This window comes from Mesorhizobium sp. M4A.F.Ca.ET.020.02.1.1, assembly GCF_004022645.1.
Lineage (GTDB): Bacteria > Pseudomonadota > Alphaproteobacteria > Rhizobiales > Rhizobiaceae > Mesorhizobium.
The window spans coordinates 1-14,661 of the sequence record NZ_RZOI01000071.1; the positions used below are offsets into that span (position 1 = coordinate 1).

Here is a 14,661-nt window from a genome sequence, read left to right on the forward strand (position 1 = left end):
GACTTAGGTTCGCGTCATGCATCTCGCCATTTCGCTCGACATTGCTGCCACCGACGGACAGGCCGGCCTGGACTTCCGCCGCATAGCCGGCTTCGTGCGGAAAGCGGAGGCGGCAGGGGTCGACATGGTCGTCGTTTCCGATACCGCAGCCAACGGCGCTCGATCAACCAGCCCGTTCGAGGCAACGACGCTGCTGGCGGCGCTCGCGACGCTGACCGAAAGGATCGGGCTCGTCGCCGGGGCCTCGACGCTCGCGCACCAGCCCTACAATCTGGCGCGTCGCTTTGCTTCCCTCGACATCATCAGCCACGGCCGTATCGGCTGGAACGCGACGATGGTCCAGGATCCGCGCCAGGCCGCCAATTTCAGCCGGCCGGAAGGGTTTTCCGAAGGTGATTTCCGCCGCCGCGCCGAAGAATTCATCGGCATCGTGCAAGGCCTGTGGAGGGGCTGGGACGCCGATGCGCTGCTGTTCGACAAGTCCGGCGGCCGCTTCCACGATCCGCAGAAGATGCACCTGCTTGACCACAAGGGCGAGTTCTTTTCGGTGCGCGGGCCGCTCAACGTGGCGCGCTCGCCGCAGGGCACGCCGGTGCTGGTCATGTCCGGCCTGTCCGAGGCCGACCTCGACTTCGCCACCCGCGTCGCCGACGTCGTCCTGCTGGACGAGCAACCGTCGGCGGGTGTGGCCGGCGACGACCTGAAACGACGGGCGCTTGCTGCTGGGCGCAAGCCGGAAACACTTAAGGTGTTTGTGACCGTGGCCGCCGAAAGGCTCGAAGCGGGGTTCGACTCGAACGGCTGCGACGGCCTCAATTTTGCTTTGCCGGCTGATCTTCCTTCACTTGAGGCCTTTGCCGATCGCGTGCTGCCGGAGTTGCAGCGTCGCGGCCTGGCTCAATCCGCACGTGCCGAAGCGACGTTGCGCCAGCATCTCGGACTCGAGGCGGGAGGCAAACCATGAGCCCGCGGCAGATGAAGCTCGGCCTGTCCCTGTGGGCGACAGGCCACCACATCGCCGCCTGGCGCCATCCAAAGGCGCATGTCACCGCGGGCATCGACATCGGCCACTACATACAACTCGCCCGCACGGCCGAAGCGGCGAAGCTCGACATGATCTTCTGCGAGGATGCCGCCGGCCTGCGCGAGGCCAATGTCGGCATCGCCAGCCAGACCTCGCGCTCGATCGGTTTCGAGCCGATCAGCCTGCTTTCGGCGATCGCCGTGCAGACCGGGCGCATCGGCCTCGTCTCGACAGCTTCGACCAGCTACAACGAGCCCTACGGGCTGGCGCGCACCTTTGCCTCGCTCGACCAGCTGAGCGGCGGCCGCGCCGGCTGGAACCTGGTCACTTCGGCAAGCAATATCGAAGCCGCCAATTTCGGCTCGATGGGCCTGCGTTCGCATGCCGACCGCTATGAACGCGCCCGGGAATTCGCCGCTGTGGTCGCAGGTCTGTGGCGTGGCGCCGGCAGTGGCGGCCTCAATCATGACGGCCAGAGCTTTTCCGTCAGGGACGCGCTCGACCTGCCGCGTTCGCCGCAGGGCGCGCCGGTCATGGTGCAGGCCGGAGCCTCGGAGGACGGCAAGGCCCTCGCTGCCAGGACCGCCGATGTCGTGTTCAGCGCGGCCCAGACGTTTGAGGAGGCGAAGGCCTTCTATGACGACGTCAAGGGCCGGCTCGCTGCCTATGGGCGCACGTCGGGCGACGTCAAGATCATGCCCGGCGTCGCGCCGGTCGTCGCGGCGACCGAGCCGGAAGCCCGGGCAAAGCATGAGGAATTGCAGGAGCTGATCCCGGACGAGGTCGGCGTGGCGCTGCTCTCCAGCTATCTCAGCATTTCCGACCTCTGGCGCTATCCGATCGACGGGCCGCTGCCGGAACTGCCGGAGAGTGAGGGCATGAAGAGCCGGCAGGCGCTGGTCGTCGAGCAGTCGCGCCGCGACGGCCTTTCCATCCGCCAGCTTGCCCGCCATTTCGCCGGCGAATTGCAGGCGCGCTTCGAAGGCGGCGCCGCCGACGGCTTCAACGTCATGCCGTCCTGGTTCCCCGGCGAGCTCGACGCCTTCTGCGCCCTGGTCGTGCCGGAGCTGCAGCGGCGCGGCCTGTTCCGTACGGAATACGAAGGCCGCACCTTGCGCGAGCACCTCGGCCTGAAAGGGCCGGCATCAGCTGCTTAGCCGGCGTCCATCAGGCGAGCCGTCCCGGATACCCTGATCGAGCTGCCTGGCTGAGACGGAATGTCGGCATGCAGCCTTGAGCGCATGCCCATGTCCTCGCCCTGCACGATGTCGATCGCGCCGCCATGCGGCCAGCCGAGGTTGCGCAGATAGCCGGCGAAGGCGGCGGACGAAGCTCCTGTCGCGGGATCCTCGTAGACGCCGCCCGACGCGAACGGGTTGCGCGTGTGGAAGAGTCTGGGTGTCTCGGCAAAGGCGAGCAGGATCGTCACCAGCCCTTCGCGCCGCATCAGCGCCTGCCCGCGCTTCAGGTTATAGGCCATTGCAGCCAGCGCCTCGCGTGACTTCAGCGCCAGCACCAGATGATCGGCGCCGCCATGGATCAAAGCCGGCGGAATGGCCAGATCGAGATCCTCTGTCCTGTAGCCGAACAGCGCCAGCGTTTCGGTGACAAGCTCTGGCGGGGCCGATCTGCTGCGCGTCGGGGGAGACTGCAACGCCGCGACGATGTTGGCGCCGTCACGAAACCCCTCGACGGTGATTTTCGCCTGATTGAGGGTCAGCGCAAAAATCCCGTCGCCGAACTCCCGCACCAGCGCAGCACCAAGCGCAATCGTGGCATGGCCGCAGAACGGCACTTCGCTTTCCGGAGAGAAATAGCGGACCCGCCAGCCATCGCCTTCCGGCGCCGCAAAGGCTGTTTCCGAAAAGCCGACCTCGGCCGCGACGCGCTGCATTTCGATGGCATTTGGTAAAGCATCGCCGATCACCACACCGGCCGGGTTGCCGCCGGTGTCGCCATCCGAAAACGCCGCAATTCTCAATACGTCCATCAGGGGTCCGCCTCGTGCCTGTGAGGCGCGCAGAAAACACTTTCCGGAACGATTTGGGAAATGAAGAAAGCGACGAGCAGCTGTGAGCGGAGGTCATATCCCAGCAGCGTCGCCGCCGGCGCCTGGCGACTGACCTCAGTCGGCCATCGCCTTCTCGGACGTGCTTGAGGCAGTCGCCTCAGTGGCATGCGAGACCAGCGCCGTCATGATCTCAGCGGCGGCAAGTGCCGCGATCACCGGCGGCCGCTTGTCCTTCACCGCATTGCCGCCGATCGGCGAGACCAGGCGGTTGAATTCCGCCTCGCTGCCATCGGTCGACTTCAGGAACCAGCTCTTGAACGTCGCCTTCTTGGTCCTGGAGCCGATCATGCCGACATAGGCGGCGTCGCCGCGCTTCAGCGCCTCGGCGACGATCAGGAAATCGAGCGCATGGTCGTGGGTGAGGATCGCAAAGGCGGCTCCGGCATGTGCCTCGCGCACGATGGCCTCAGGCATCGGCGTCAGCCTCGTCTCGACCGTTTCCGGCATCCCTTCGAGCGCTTCGGCGCGCGTCTCGACGACGACGGCATGGATGGGCAGCAGCGCCAACGCCGACGCCAGCGCCTGGCCGACATGACCGCCGCCGAAGACATAGACATATGGTAGGTGCGCCTCCTCGACCTCGGCTTTGGCGATCAGCTCTTGTTCGAGTGCCCCATCGACCGGGCGGATCAGCACCTCGACGCGCCCGCCGCAGCACTGGCCGATCTCGGGCCCGAGCGGAACGTCGAGCGTGGCGCAGACTTCGTCCACCTCGATCCGAGCCTCATCGGTGGCAGATCGCGATGGCGTCCGCCCGCCCAGCATCTGCCGCGCCTTGTCGATCGCCATATATTCGAGCTGGCCGCCGCCGATCGTGCCGTAAATCGCCGAGGCCGAGACCAGCATGAAGGCGCCGGTCTCGCGCGGCGTCGAGCCCTTGGTTGCCGCGACCTCGACCAGCGCGGCCCGGCCGGCTTGGCCGAGAAAATCCTTCAGGCTTTGCACTTTCGAGTTCATCGTCTGCATTCCCGATACGGAAATATAGAGTTTTTCGGCCCGAATTGCACCTTTGGCCCAGTTCAAGCCGGTCTTGCGGCTTTCAGCCGTTCGATCGCCATCAGCACCCGCTCTGGCGTCGCCGGCGCGTCGAGGCGCGGGCAGATCCTGTGGTCGGCGACGCTCGCCACCGCGTCCGACAGCGCGTGCAGCACCGACATGCCGAGCGGGAAGGGCGGCTCACCGACCGCCTTGGAGCGATGCACGGTCGGCTCGTGCGCCTCCGGCCAGTCGGCCAGCGTGACGTTGAAGATCTTCGGCCGGTCCGACGCCAGCGGGATCTTGTAGGTCGACGGCGCATGGGTGCGCAGCCGCCCTTTTTCGTCCCACCAGAGTTCCTCGGTGGTCAGCCAGCCCATGCCCTGGATGAAGCCACCCTCGATCTGGCCGAGGTCGATGGCGCGGTTCAGCGAGCGGCCGGTCTCGTGCAGGATGTCGGTGCGCTCGACCACATATTCACCGGTCAGCGTGTCGACCGACACCTCCGAGCACGAGGCGCCATAGGCGAAGTAATAGAATGGCCGGCCTTCGCCCTTGTCGCGGTTCCAGTGAATCTTCGGCGTCTTGTAGAAGCCCGCAGCCGAGAGCTGGATGCGCGCCATATAGGCCTGCTTGACCAGATCGGCGAAGGCGATCTCCTGATTGCCGATGCGCACGCGGTTGGGCAGGAACAGCACCTGGTCGCGCGGCACCTGGTATTTTTCGGCGGCGAAGTTGGTCAGCCGGTCCTTGATCTGGCGGGCGCCGTTCTGCGCCGCCATGCCGTTGAGGTCGGAGCCGGACGACGCCGCGGTCGCCGACGTGTTCGGCACCTTGCCCGTGGTGGTGGCGGTGATCTTCACCTGGTCGAGGTCGATCTGGAACTCTTCCGCCACCACTTGCGCCACCTTGAGGTAGAGCCCTTGCCCCATCTCGGTGCCGCCATGGTTCAGATGCACCGAGCCGTCGGTGTAGACATGCACCAGCGCGCCCGCCTGGTTGTAGTGTGTGGCGGTAAACGAGATGCCGAACTTGACCGGCGTCAGCGCCAGGCCGCGTTTGATGAAGCGGCTGTTGGCGTTGAAGGCGCTGATCTCGCGCCGGCGCCGCTCATAGTTCGAGCTCGCCTCCAGCTCGGCGATGATGCGGTGGATGATGTTGTCCTCGACCGTCTGGTGGTAAGGCGTGATGTTGCGGTCACTGGTGCCGTAGAAATTCTTCTTGCGGATCTCGAGCGGATCCTTGCCGAGGGCAAAGGCGACCTCGTCGATGACGCGCTCAGCGCCGACCATGCCTTGCGGCCCGCCGAAACCGCGGAAAGCGGTGTTCGACACCGTGTTGGTGTAAAGCGGCGCCGACTGCGCATGCACCGCCGGCCAGAAATAGGTGTTGTCGCAGTGGAACAGCGCGCGGTCGGTCACCGGGCCCGACAGGTCCGAGGAGAAGCCGCAGCGCGCCGCGAACATGAAGTCGACGCCGAGTATGTTGCCATCATCGTCGAAGCCGACCTCGTAGTCGATGAGGAAGTCGTGGCGCTTGCCGGTGGCGATCATGTCGTCGTCGCGGTCGGGCCTGATTTTCACCGCCCGGTGGTGCCGTTTCGCTGCGATTGCGGCGAGCGCGGCAAACTGGTTGCCCTGTGTTTCCTTGCCGCCGAAGCCGCCGCCCATGCGGCGGATTTCCACCGTGATGGCGTTGCTCGGCACCCCCAGCGCGTGGCTCACCATATGCTGGACTTCGCTCGGATGCTGGGTCGAGGAATAGATGGTGACGTCCTCGTCTTCGCCGGGGATGGCCATGGCGATGTGGCCTTCCAGGTAGAAATGCTCCTGGCCGCCGACGCGCATCTTTCCGTTGAGCTTGCGCGGCGCCGCCTTGATCGCCGCCGCCGCGTCGCCGCGCCTTAGCGTCAGCGGTGGCGTGACGAGCTTGTCCTTCCTTGGGTTTAGCTCGCCGATGTCGGTGACGAAGGGCAATTGCTTGTATTCGACCTTGGCCAGCCGGGTGGCGCGGCGCGCCTGTTCGCGCGTCTCGGCGATGACGCAGAAGATCGGCTGGCCGTAGAACTCGACCTTGCCGTCCGCCAGCACCGGTTCGTCATGGCGGCCGGTCGGCGAGATGTCGTTCTCGCCGGGCACATCCTTTGCCGTCAGCACGTCGACGACGCCGGGCGCCGCGCGCACCGCCGAAAGGTCCATCCTGGTGATGGTGGCATGCGTTGCCGCCGAAAGGCCGAGGCAGCCATGCAGGGTGCCGGCCGGCTCCGGCATGTCGTCGATATAGACCGCCGTGCCGCTGACATGCTTGTGCGCCGAATCGTGGCGCTGATCGCTGGCGACGCCGCCCTTGATCTTCTGCGCCTTCAGGTTGGGGACGTGCTTGGTCATCAGGCGGCCTCGTAGCGTGAGACCTGGAGCGGCGCCCTGGTGCCGGTGGTCTCGACAAAGAAGCGCAGCAGAAGGTTCTTCGCCGCCAGCGCCCGATATTCGGCGCTTGCCCGCATGTCGGTCAGCGGCGTGAAATCGCTGGCGTATTCGGCCATCGCGGTCTCCACGGTTTCCTCCGTCCAGGCCTTGCCGAGCAGCGCCTTCTCGACGGCAAAAGCCCGCTTCGGCGTCGCCGCCATGCCGCCATAGGCGATGCGGATGTCGGTGACGGTGCCGTCCTTGGTCAGGGCGAGATGGAACGCGCCGAGGGCGGCGGTGATGTCCTCGTCGCGGCGCTTGGTGATCTTGTAGACGGCAAACTTTGTCGCCTTGGCCGGCACCGGCACATGCACGGCCTCGACGAATTCGCCCGGCCGCCGGTCCTGCTTGCCGTAGGCGATGAAGAAGGTCTCGAGCGGGATGGTGCGCCGCTTGTTGCCGCGCCGCAGCGTCAGCCGCGCGCCGAGCGCGATCAGCGGCGGCGGCGTGTCGCCGATCGGCGAGCCATTGGCGATGTTGCCGCCGATCGTGCCCATGTTGCGCACCTGCTCGCCGCCGATACGGTCGAACAGCGGACCGAGCGCCGGTATCCGCTTCGACAGCATCGCGAAGGCGTCCGAGTAGGTAACGCCGGCGCCGATCGAGATCACGCCCTTGTCCTCGGATATCGCGCACAGCCCGTCGAGATTGCCGATGAAGACCGCCGGCGCGATCTCGCGCATATGCTTGGTCACCCAGAGGCCGACATCGGTGGAGCCGGCGACCAGTGTCGCACTCGGCTCCTTGTCGAGCAGCTTGGCCAGATCGTCCGCATTGGCCGGCACGATCAGCCGCGCCTTGCCCGAGCCGATCTCGACGCGCGCGCCGTCCTTCATCGCCGCGAGCCTTGCCGTGATCGCCTTGCGCTCCGCCGCCAGCGGGTCCTTCGCCGCCTTGCCGTAGCTGGAGATGGCACGCGCCGCGCGCATGATCGCCTCATAGCCGGTGCAGCGGCAGAGATTGCCCTGCAGCGCCTTCTCGATCGCCGCGTCCGACGGGTCGGGCGAGCGCATCCACAGCGCGTAGAGCGACATGACGAAGCCTGGCGTGCAGAAGCCGCATTGCGAGCCGTGGAAGTCGACCATCGCCTGCTGCACCGGATGCAATTTTTCGCCGTCGCCGCGCAAATGCTCCACGGTCACGACGTGCGTGCCGTCGAGCGAGCCGAGGAAGCGGATGCAGGCGTTGACGCCTTCATAGATCAGCTTGCCGGCCGAAAGCCTTCCGACCAGCACCGTGCAGGCGCCACAGTCGCCCTCGGCGCAGCCTTCCTTGGTGCCGCGCAGCGTCCGATTGAGCCGCAGCCAGTCGAGCAGTGTCGCATCGGGCGCGACATCGACCAGCGCGACATCCTCGCCATTGAGAATGAAGCGGATTTCGTTTCGGGTCTTGACCTTGGCCATGTCTCAGCTCCCCCGATAGGTCGAATAGCCATAGGGCGAGATCAGCAGCGGCACATGGTAGTGGCGTTCTTCCGCCATGCCGAAGCGGATCGGCACGATGTCGAGGAAGGCCGGCTCGGGCAGGCTCGTCCCTTGCCCGCGCAGATAGTCGCCGGCGGCGAACACCAGCTCGTATTCGCCGGTGCGGAAGTCCGCGCCGACAAGCAGCGGCGCATCGCAGCGGCCGTCATCATTGGTGACCACCGTCTTCAGATGCGTGCGCGCCTGGCGCTCGATACGGAAAAGCTCGATCGACAGGCCCTTGGCCGGCCTGCCGGTGGCAGTATCCAGCACATGGGTCGTCAGGCGCCCGCCATCGGCTTTCGACGTTTCTGCCACTGCCGTCTCCCATTTCTAGTACGGCCGATTGGCCGGTACAGTCGAACGTCTTCTGGTCAATTGTGCGCCAATTAAAGGCGATGCATAAGTCCCGGTCGAGCGGAGCGCGACAAAAAGCACTTTCAAAAATTTTCGGGGGAATGCACGAGCACTCCTTTCGATATCTTCATCTCAACAGTCGGGCAGGAGTGACGATGCGTTACGAACGGGACATGCGCGGTTACGGGGCCAATCCGCCGGACCCGAAATGGCCTGGCGGCGCGCATGTCGCGGTGCAGTTCGTCGTCAATTACGAGGAAGGCGGCGAGAACTGCGTGCTGCACGGCGACAAGGCTTCGGAAGCCTTCCTGTCGGAGATCGTCGGCGCTGCCCCCTGGCTCGGCCAGCGCCACTGGAATATGGAATCGATCTACGAATATGGCGCCCGCGCCGGCTTCTGGAGGCTCCACCGCCTGTTCACTGAAGCTCTAGTGCCGGTGACCTGCTACGGCGTCGCCACGGCGCTGGCGCGCTCGCCCGACCAGGTGGCGGCCATGCAGCAGGCCGGCTGGGAGATCGCCTCGCACGGGCTGAAATGGATCGACTACCGCGATCATTCGCCCGAGGACGAGAAGCGAGACCTCGAAGAGGCGATCCGGCTGCATTACGAGGTGACCGGCGCTCGGCCGACCGGCTGGTACACCGGCCGCACTTCGATCAATACGGTGCGGCTGGTCGCCGAGGAGGGCGGCTTCGACTACGTCTCCGATACCTATGACGACGAGTTGCCCTACTGGTTCGATCGCGGCGGGGTGGACAAACCGCAACTCGTCATCCCCTACACGCTCGACGCCAATGACATGCGCTTCGCCACGCCTCAAGGCTTCAACTCCGGCGACCAGTTCTTCGCTTATCTGAAGGACAGTTTCGACACGCTCTATGCCGAGGGCAAGGCCGGCCGGCCGCGTATGATGAACATCGGACTGCATTGCCGGCTGGTCGGCCGGCCGGGTCGCGTCGCGGCGCTCAAGCGCTTCGTTGATTATGTGAAATCGCACGACCGGGTCTGGCTGGCGCGGCGCATCGACATCGCCAGCCACTGGCGCGAGACGCATCCTTACCAGGCGCCGGCGCTGCGTCCGTCGAGGATGGAGTTCGAGGCCTTCGTCCATGCCTTCGGCAGCGTGTTCGAGCATTCGCCATGGGTCGCCGAGCGCGCCTATGAGCTGGAACTCGGCCCGGCGCATGACAGCGCCGGCGGCGTGCACAATGCGCTCTGCCGCGTCTTCCGCGCCGCAACCGAGGCTGAGCGGCTGTCCGTGCTCAACGCCCATCCCGACCTTGCCGGCAAGCTGGCGAAGGCCAGGCGGCTGACGGCGGAATCGGCCAGGGAGCAGGCCTCCGCCGGACTCGACGCGCTGACCGACAAGGAACGCGAGCTGTTCTCCAAGCTCAACGCCGCCTACGTCACCACTTTCGGCTTCCCCTTCATCATCGCGGTCAAGGGCAAGAGCAAGGACCATATCCTGGCGGAGTTCGAGCGGCGCATCGGCAACAGCCGCGCCACCGAGTTCGAAACCGCCTGCAAACAGGTCGAGCGCATCGCGCTGCTTCGGCTGAAAGACATGCTGCCGCTCTAAATGTTTGGTTTTACGCAACTCCGGACGAAAGACCGTCACACACTGGATTTGCTCTGAGGATCAGGACTATGGACATGATCAAGACGCCCGAGCGCACCTACTACGCACCGCATGGCGGCCATCCCGGCCAGAGCGAGCTGCTCACCGGTCGCGCCGTCTTCACCGAGGCCTACGCCGTCATCCCCAAGGGCGTGATGCAGGACATCGTCACCAGCGCGCTGCCGTTCTGGGACAAGACCAGGGTCTGGATCATCGCGCGGCCGCTGTCGGGCTTTGCTGAGACCTTCTCGCAATACATCGTCGAGGTCGAGCCCGGTGGCGGCAGCGAGCGGCCGGAGCCGGATGCCGGCGCCGAGGGCGTGCTGTTCGTCGTCGAGGGCGAACTCAGCGTTTCGCTTGCCGGCGAGAAGCATGCGCTTCGCCCAGGCGGCTTTGCCTTCCTGCCGCCGGCCAGTGGCTGGACGGTGCGCAACGAAAGCGCTGCCGCCGTCCGCTTCCACTGGGTGCGCAAGGCCTATGAGGCGGTGGATGGCCTCGACACGCCGCCGGCCTTCTTCGCCAACGAGCAGGACATCGCGCCGAGCCCGATGCCCGGCACGGAAGGTCGCTGGGCGACGACGCGCTTCGTCGACCCCGCCGACCTGCGCCACGACATGCATGTCACCATCGTCACCCTGGAGCCGGGCGCGGTCATCCCCTTCGCCGAGACGCATGTGATGGAGCATGGGCTCTATGTGCTCGAAGGCAAAGCGGTCTACCGCCTCAACCAGGACTGGGTGGAGGTCGAGGCCGGCGACTTCATGTGGCTGCGCGCGTTTTGCCCGCAGGCCTGCTATGCCGGCGGCCCGGGCAATTTCCGCTATTTGCTCTACAAGGACGTCAATCGGCACGCCAAGCTCGGCGGCGCCGGCATAGCGGGGCGGGCTCGGTGACCCGCATCGTTGCCCGGCCGCTGACGCGCGAAAACTTCGCCCCGTTCGGCGACGTCATCGACATGGGCGGCGCCAATCACTACCCGATCAATGGCGGCAAGGCCGAGCGCTACCATGATCTCGCCACCGCGGAGGCGACCGGGCCCAATGCGCGCGTGCTGATCTCCATGGTCCGCGGCACGCCCTATGAGATGCCGCTCAAGCTGACCATGGTCGAGCGCCATCCCTTCGGCAGCCAGGCGTTCATTCCGCTGTCTCCAAGCCGATTCCTGGTCGTCGTCTGTCCTGACGGCAAGGATGGCCCAGGCGAGCCGCACGCCTTCATCACCGCGCCCGGCCAGGGCATCAACTACCGCCGCAACCTCTGGCACGGCGTGCTGACGCCGATCGGCGAGGCGCAGGACTTCCTGATCGTCGACCGCGGCGGCGACGGCTCCAACCTCGAGGAGTGCCATTTCTCGCACTCTTACGAGATCCACCTTCCCTGAACGCCCGAGATTACCCGTCATGACCGACATTTCACTGATCGACCGCCTGCTTGACGTCATCGAGCACGACATCGTGCCGAAGACGGCCGAGGGCGTTGCGCATGGCAACAAGCTGTTCGGCGCCGCGATCCTGAGGAAGGATGACCGCTCGCTGGTGCTGGCCGAGACCAACAACGAGATCGAAAACCCGCTTTGGCACGGCGAAGTGCATTGCCTGAAGCGGTTTTACGAAATGCCGAAGGCCGAGCGCGTCGACACCAGCGACGCGATCTTTCTCGCCACCCACGAACCCTGCTCGCTCTGCCTGTCGGCCATCACCTGGACCGGCTTCGACAATTTCTACTACCTCTTCAGCCACGAAGATTCGCGCGACAGCTTCGCCATCCCGCATGACCTGAAGATCCTGAAGGAGGTCTTCACCCTCGATCCCGGCGGCTACAATGCCGAGAACGCCTATTGGAAGAGCTTTTCCATCCGCCGGCTGGCGCGGGCGCTGCCGGAGGCCGAGCGCCAGCGGCTGGAAGCGCGCATCGGCAAGATTTCCGCACGCTACGAGGAGCTGTCCGGCGCCTATCAGGAAAGCAAGGCAGACAACGACATTCCGTTGAACTGACGCGGATTGACCAGCCGATTTCGCCGGCTGGCCCATGACGCGGCGGCGCCGGCTCCATCATGTGCTCGCCCATGAAAACCGTCACCGAATTTCCCCGCAAGGTCGTCGAATTTCCCGATATGGGCATTGTCATGCCAGATGGCTGCCGGCTGTCGGCGCGGGTGTGGATGCCGGAAGATGCCGGCAACGATCCGGTGCCGGCGATCCTCGAGCACCTGCCCTATCGCAAGCGCGACGGCACCATCTTCCGCGATCAGCTGACGCATCCCTATTTCGCCGGCCACGGCTACGCCTCGATCCGCGTCGACATGCGCGGCAACGGCGATTCCGAAGGGCTGATGGACGACGAATATTCCGAGCAGGAATTGCAGGATGCCTGCGACGTCATCGCCTGGGCGGCTGCCCAGCCCTGGTGCAACGGCAATGTCGGCATGATGGGCATCTCCTGGGGCGGCTTCAACTGCCTGCAGGTCGCCGCCAAGCAGCCGCCGGCGCTGAAGGCGGTGATCAGTCTATGCTCGACCGTCGACCGCTATGCCGACGACATCCATTACAAGGGCGGCTGCCTGCTGATCGAGAATTTCGGCTGGGCCTCGACGATGCTGTCCTATTCGTCGCGGCCGCCGGATCCGCTGATCGCCGGTGGCAACCGCTGGCGCGATTTGTGGCTCAGCCGGCTTGAGAACCAGCCGTTCCTGGCGCCGCTCTGGCTCAGCCACCAGCACCGCGACGCCTACTGGAAGCGCGGCTCGATCTGCGAGGATTTTTCGGCTGTTCATGCGGCCGTGCTGTCGGTCGGCGGCTGGCATGACGGCTATCGCAACACCATCTCGCATCTCGTCACCAACATCGAGGCGCCGGTCAAGGGCATCGTCGGCCCGTGGATCCACAAATACCCGCACTACGCGGGACCCAGGCCAGCCATCGGCTTCCTGCAGGAGGCCCTGCGCTGGTGGGACCGCTGGCTGAAGGGCGCCGAGACCGGCGTCGACACCGACCCAGCCTATCGCGCCTATGTGATGGACAGCGTGCGCCCGGCACGCTGGCACCCGGAGCGGCCGGGCCGCTGGGTTGCGGAGCAGGAATGGCCGTCGTCAAGCATCAGGGCGGAGGCGATCGAACTGATCCCGGAAGGCGCCAAACCGGCCATCGTCGCCACGCCACAGAACTGTGGGCTCGCCGGCGGCGAATACTTTCCCTTCACCTTCGGCCCCGAATTGCCGGGCGACCAGCGCCCCGACGATGCGCTGTCGGTGTGTTTCGACCAGCCGGTGCTTGACCAGGCGATCGACATTCTCGGCGCGCCGGAGCTGCTGGTCCGCGTCGCCTCGGACCGGCCTCAGGCCAACATCGCCGTCAGGCTCTGCGATGTGCACCCCGACGGCGCCTCGGAACTGATCTCCTACGGCGTGCTTAATCTAACCCATCGCGGCTCGCACGAATTCCCCGAGGCGCTGGTACCCGGCGAGACCGTCTCGGCGCGGGTCGTGCTCGACCAGTGCGCCTACCGCGTGCCGGCCGGCCACAAGCTGCGGGTCGCCGTCTCGAATGCCTATTGGCCGATGATCTGGCCCTCGCCGGAGCCGGTCCGCCTCGATCTGTCGAAGGCCACGCTCAAGCTGCCGCTCCGCCCGTTGGCCAAAGGCGGCGAAACCGCTTTTCCCACTCCCGAGGGCGCCACGCCCTGGCGGACGGAGACCATCCGCCCCGCCAATTCCGAGCGCCATGTCGACCGCAACGAAAGGACCGGCATCGTCACGCTCTCCATAACGGATGATTTCGGCGAGGTGCGCGACCTCGCGCATGGCCTCGCCAATGGCAGCATCGTCAGGGAGATCTGGGCGATCCATCCCGACGATCCGCTGTCAGCCTCGGGAAAAACCCACTGGACGCAGACCTTGTCGCGAAATGGATGGTCGGTGCGCACCGAAATCTTCGCCGAGATGCGCTCCGACGCGCGGAACTTCGTGCTCAGCGCCAGAATCGAGGCCTATGAGGGCGAAAACCTCGTCTTCCAACGTGACTTCGAACAGACGGTTCCGCGCGCCCTCGTTTGAGGGCTGGCAGGATTGGTCCAATTGCGACGCGCCATTTACGCCACGGCATGTCGCTTTCGGTCTTGCTTACACCTTTCCGTTGCGCTCATTATCCTCACAAGAAACAAGAAACGACCGTACGGTCGAACCATCAGAGTGAGGAACCTGCAATGTCTAACGAATTGGACTATCTCAGCCGTCGTGTCGCCGCCGGCAAGCTCAGCCGTCGCGACTTTCTCGGCCGCGCCGCCGCGCTAGGCATCACCGCGCCCTTCGCCAACTCGCTGCTGTCGAGCGCCGCGCGCGCTGCCGGCCCGGTCAAAGGTGGCACGCTGAAGGCCGGCCTCGTCGGCGGTGAATCCACCAACAGCCTCGATCCCGCGCTGATGATGACGCAGGTGCCGTTCGCCTTCGGCAAGTGCTGGGGCGAAATGATCGTCGAGCTGTCGCCCGAGGGCAAGCTCGAGAACCGCATCGCCGAGGAGATCGGCTCGTCCGACGATGCCAAGGTCTGGACGCTGAAGATCCGCGACGGCGTCGAATTCCACAACGGCAAGACCGTGACCGCCGAGGACGTCGCCGCCACGCTCGAGCGCCATTCGGACGAGAAGTCGAAGTCCGGCGCGCTCGGCTACATGAAGGGCATTGAGAGCATCA

13 protein-coding genes are annotated in these 14,661 nt (G+C 65.5%); 8 read left to right on the forward strand and 5 right to left on the reverse strand.

The window, feature by feature from the left end:
• The first annotated feature begins 16 nt into the window (after positions 1-16).
• A complete protein-coding gene (locus tag EN742_RS07685) occupies positions 17-964 on the forward strand; it encodes an LLM class flavin-dependent oxidoreductase (RefSeq protein WP_128332618.1) in 948 nt (315 codons plus the stop codon).
• Positions 961-2,181: an LLM class flavin-dependent oxidoreductase gene (locus EN742_RS07690; protein WP_128332619.1), complete on the forward strand. Its 1,221-nt coding sequence runs from the start codon at positions 961-963 to the stop codon at positions 2,179-2,181. The genes EN742_RS07685 and EN742_RS07690 overlap by 4 nt, the downstream gene beginning before the upstream one ends.
• On the opposite strand, the gene EN742_RS07695 is transcribed toward EN742_RS07690, so the two are convergent.
• From EN742_RS07695 to uraH, 5 genes are all read right to left on the reverse strand, one after another.
• Complete coding sequence (locus tag EN742_RS07695; protein ID WP_127406631.1) at positions 2,178-3,014, reverse strand: PhzF family phenazine biosynthesis protein; 837 nt, start codon at positions 3,012-3,014, stop codon at positions 2,178-2,180. The genes EN742_RS07690 and EN742_RS07695 overlap by 4 nt on opposite strands.
• Positions 3,015-3,149: 135 nt before the next feature.
• The gene (gene xdhC, locus EN742_RS07700; RefSeq protein WP_127406630.1) at positions 3,150-4,052 is read right to left on the reverse strand and encodes a xanthine dehydrogenase accessory protein XdhC; all 903 of its coding nucleotides are present in this window, start codon (positions 4,050-4,052) and stop codon (positions 3,150-3,152) included.
• Positions 4,053-4,114: 62 nt separating this feature from the next.
• A complete protein-coding gene (xdhB, locus tag EN742_RS07705; protein WP_128332620.1) occupies positions 4,115-6,457 on the reverse strand; it encodes a xanthine dehydrogenase molybdopterin binding subunit in 2,343 nt (780 codons plus the stop codon).
• On the reverse strand, positions 6,457-7,938 hold the full coding sequence (gene xdhA, locus EN742_RS07710) for a xanthine dehydrogenase small subunit (RefSeq protein ID WP_126056972.1): 1,482 nt from the start codon (positions 7,936-7,938) through the stop codon (positions 6,457-6,459). Before xdhA ends, xdhB begins: the two co-directional genes overlap by 1 nt.
• A 3-nt stretch (positions 7,939-7,941) precedes the next feature.
• Positions 7,942-8,316 carry a hydroxyisourate hydrolase gene (gene uraH / locus EN742_RS07715; protein ID WP_126056971.1) on the reverse strand — a complete coding sequence of 125 codons (375 nt, stop codon included), beginning with the start codon at positions 8,314-8,316 and terminating at the stop codon, positions 7,942-7,944.
• A gap of 194 nt (positions 8,317-8,510) precedes the next feature.
• Between uraH and puuE the strand changes: the two genes are divergently transcribed.
• The 6 genes from puuE to EN742_RS07745 all read left to right on the forward strand — a co-directional run.
• A complete protein-coding gene (puuE, locus tag EN742_RS07720; protein WP_127405038.1) occupies positions 8,511-9,935 on the forward strand; it encodes an allantoinase PuuE in 1,425 nt (474 codons plus the stop codon).
• Positions 9,936-10,003: 68 nt separating this feature from the next.
• Positions 10,004-10,867 carry a bifunctional allantoicase/(S)-ureidoglycine aminohydrolase gene (locus tag EN742_RS07725; protein WP_126056969.1) on the forward strand — a complete coding sequence of 288 codons (864 nt, stop codon included), beginning with the start codon at positions 10,004-10,006 and terminating at the stop codon, positions 10,865-10,867.
• Complete coding sequence (locus EN742_RS07730; RefSeq protein WP_127405040.1) at positions 10,864-11,355, forward strand: ureidoglycolate lyase; 492 nt, start codon at positions 10,864-10,866, stop codon at positions 11,353-11,355. Before EN742_RS07725 ends, EN742_RS07730 begins: the two co-directional genes overlap by 4 nt.
• Before the next feature lie 19 nt (positions 11,356-11,374).
• A complete protein-coding gene (locus tag EN742_RS07735) occupies positions 11,375-11,968 on the forward strand; it encodes a nucleoside deaminase (protein WP_127405041.1) in 594 nt (197 codons plus the stop codon).
• A gap of 71 nt (positions 11,969-12,039) precedes the next feature.
• Positions 12,040-14,025: a CocE/NonD family hydrolase gene (locus tag EN742_RS07740; RefSeq protein ID WP_127405042.1), complete on the forward strand. Its 1,986-nt coding sequence runs from the start codon at positions 12,040-12,042 to the stop codon at positions 14,023-14,025.
• 149 nt (positions 14,026-14,174) lie between these two features.
• Positions 14,175-14,661, forward strand: a 487-nt coding sequence (locus EN742_RS07745) for an ABC transporter substrate-binding protein (RefSeq protein ID WP_128332621.1), incomplete at its 3' end; no start/stop codon positions are given.

Excerpts from the sequence above, each read along its gene's own strand:
- EN742_RS07690 (WP_128332619.1), top strand. The coding sequence starts at position 961 with ATGAGCCCGCGGCAGATGAAGCTCGGCCTGTCCCTGTGGGCGACAGGC.
- EN742_RS07735 (WP_127405041.1), top strand. The coding sequence starts at position 11,375 with ATGACCGACATTTCACTGATCGACCGCCTGCTTGACGTCATCGAGCAC.
- xdhA (WP_126056972.1), bottom strand. The coding sequence starts at position 7,938 with ATGGCCAAGGTCAAGACCCGAAACGAAATCCGCTTCATTCTCAATGGC.
- puuE (WP_127405038.1), top strand. The coding sequence starts at position 8,511 with ATGCGTTACGAACGGGACATGCGCGGTTACGGGGCCAATCCGCCGGAC.
- EN742_RS07725 (WP_126056969.1), top strand. The coding sequence starts at position 10,004 with ATGGACATGATCAAGACGCCCGAGCGCACCTACTACGCACCGCATGGC.
- EN742_RS07695 (WP_127406631.1), bottom strand. The coding sequence starts at position 3,014 with ATGGACGTATTGAGAATTGCGGCGTTTTCGGATGGCGACACCGGCGGC.
- xdhC (WP_127406630.1), bottom strand. The coding sequence starts at position 4,052 with ATGAACTCGAAAGTGCAAAGCCTGAAGGATTTTCTCGGCCAAGCCGGC.
- EN742_RS07685 (WP_128332618.1), top strand. The coding sequence starts at position 17 with ATGCATCTCGCCATTTCGCTCGACATTGCTGCCACCGACGGACAGGCC.
- xdhB (WP_128332620.1), bottom strand. The coding sequence starts at position 6,457 with ATGACCAAGCACGTCCCCAACCTGAAGGCGCAGAAGATCAAGGGCGGC.
- EN742_RS07740 (WP_127405042.1), top strand. The coding sequence starts at position 12,040 with ATGAAAACCGTCACCGAATTTCCCCGCAAGGTCGTCGAATTTCCCGAT.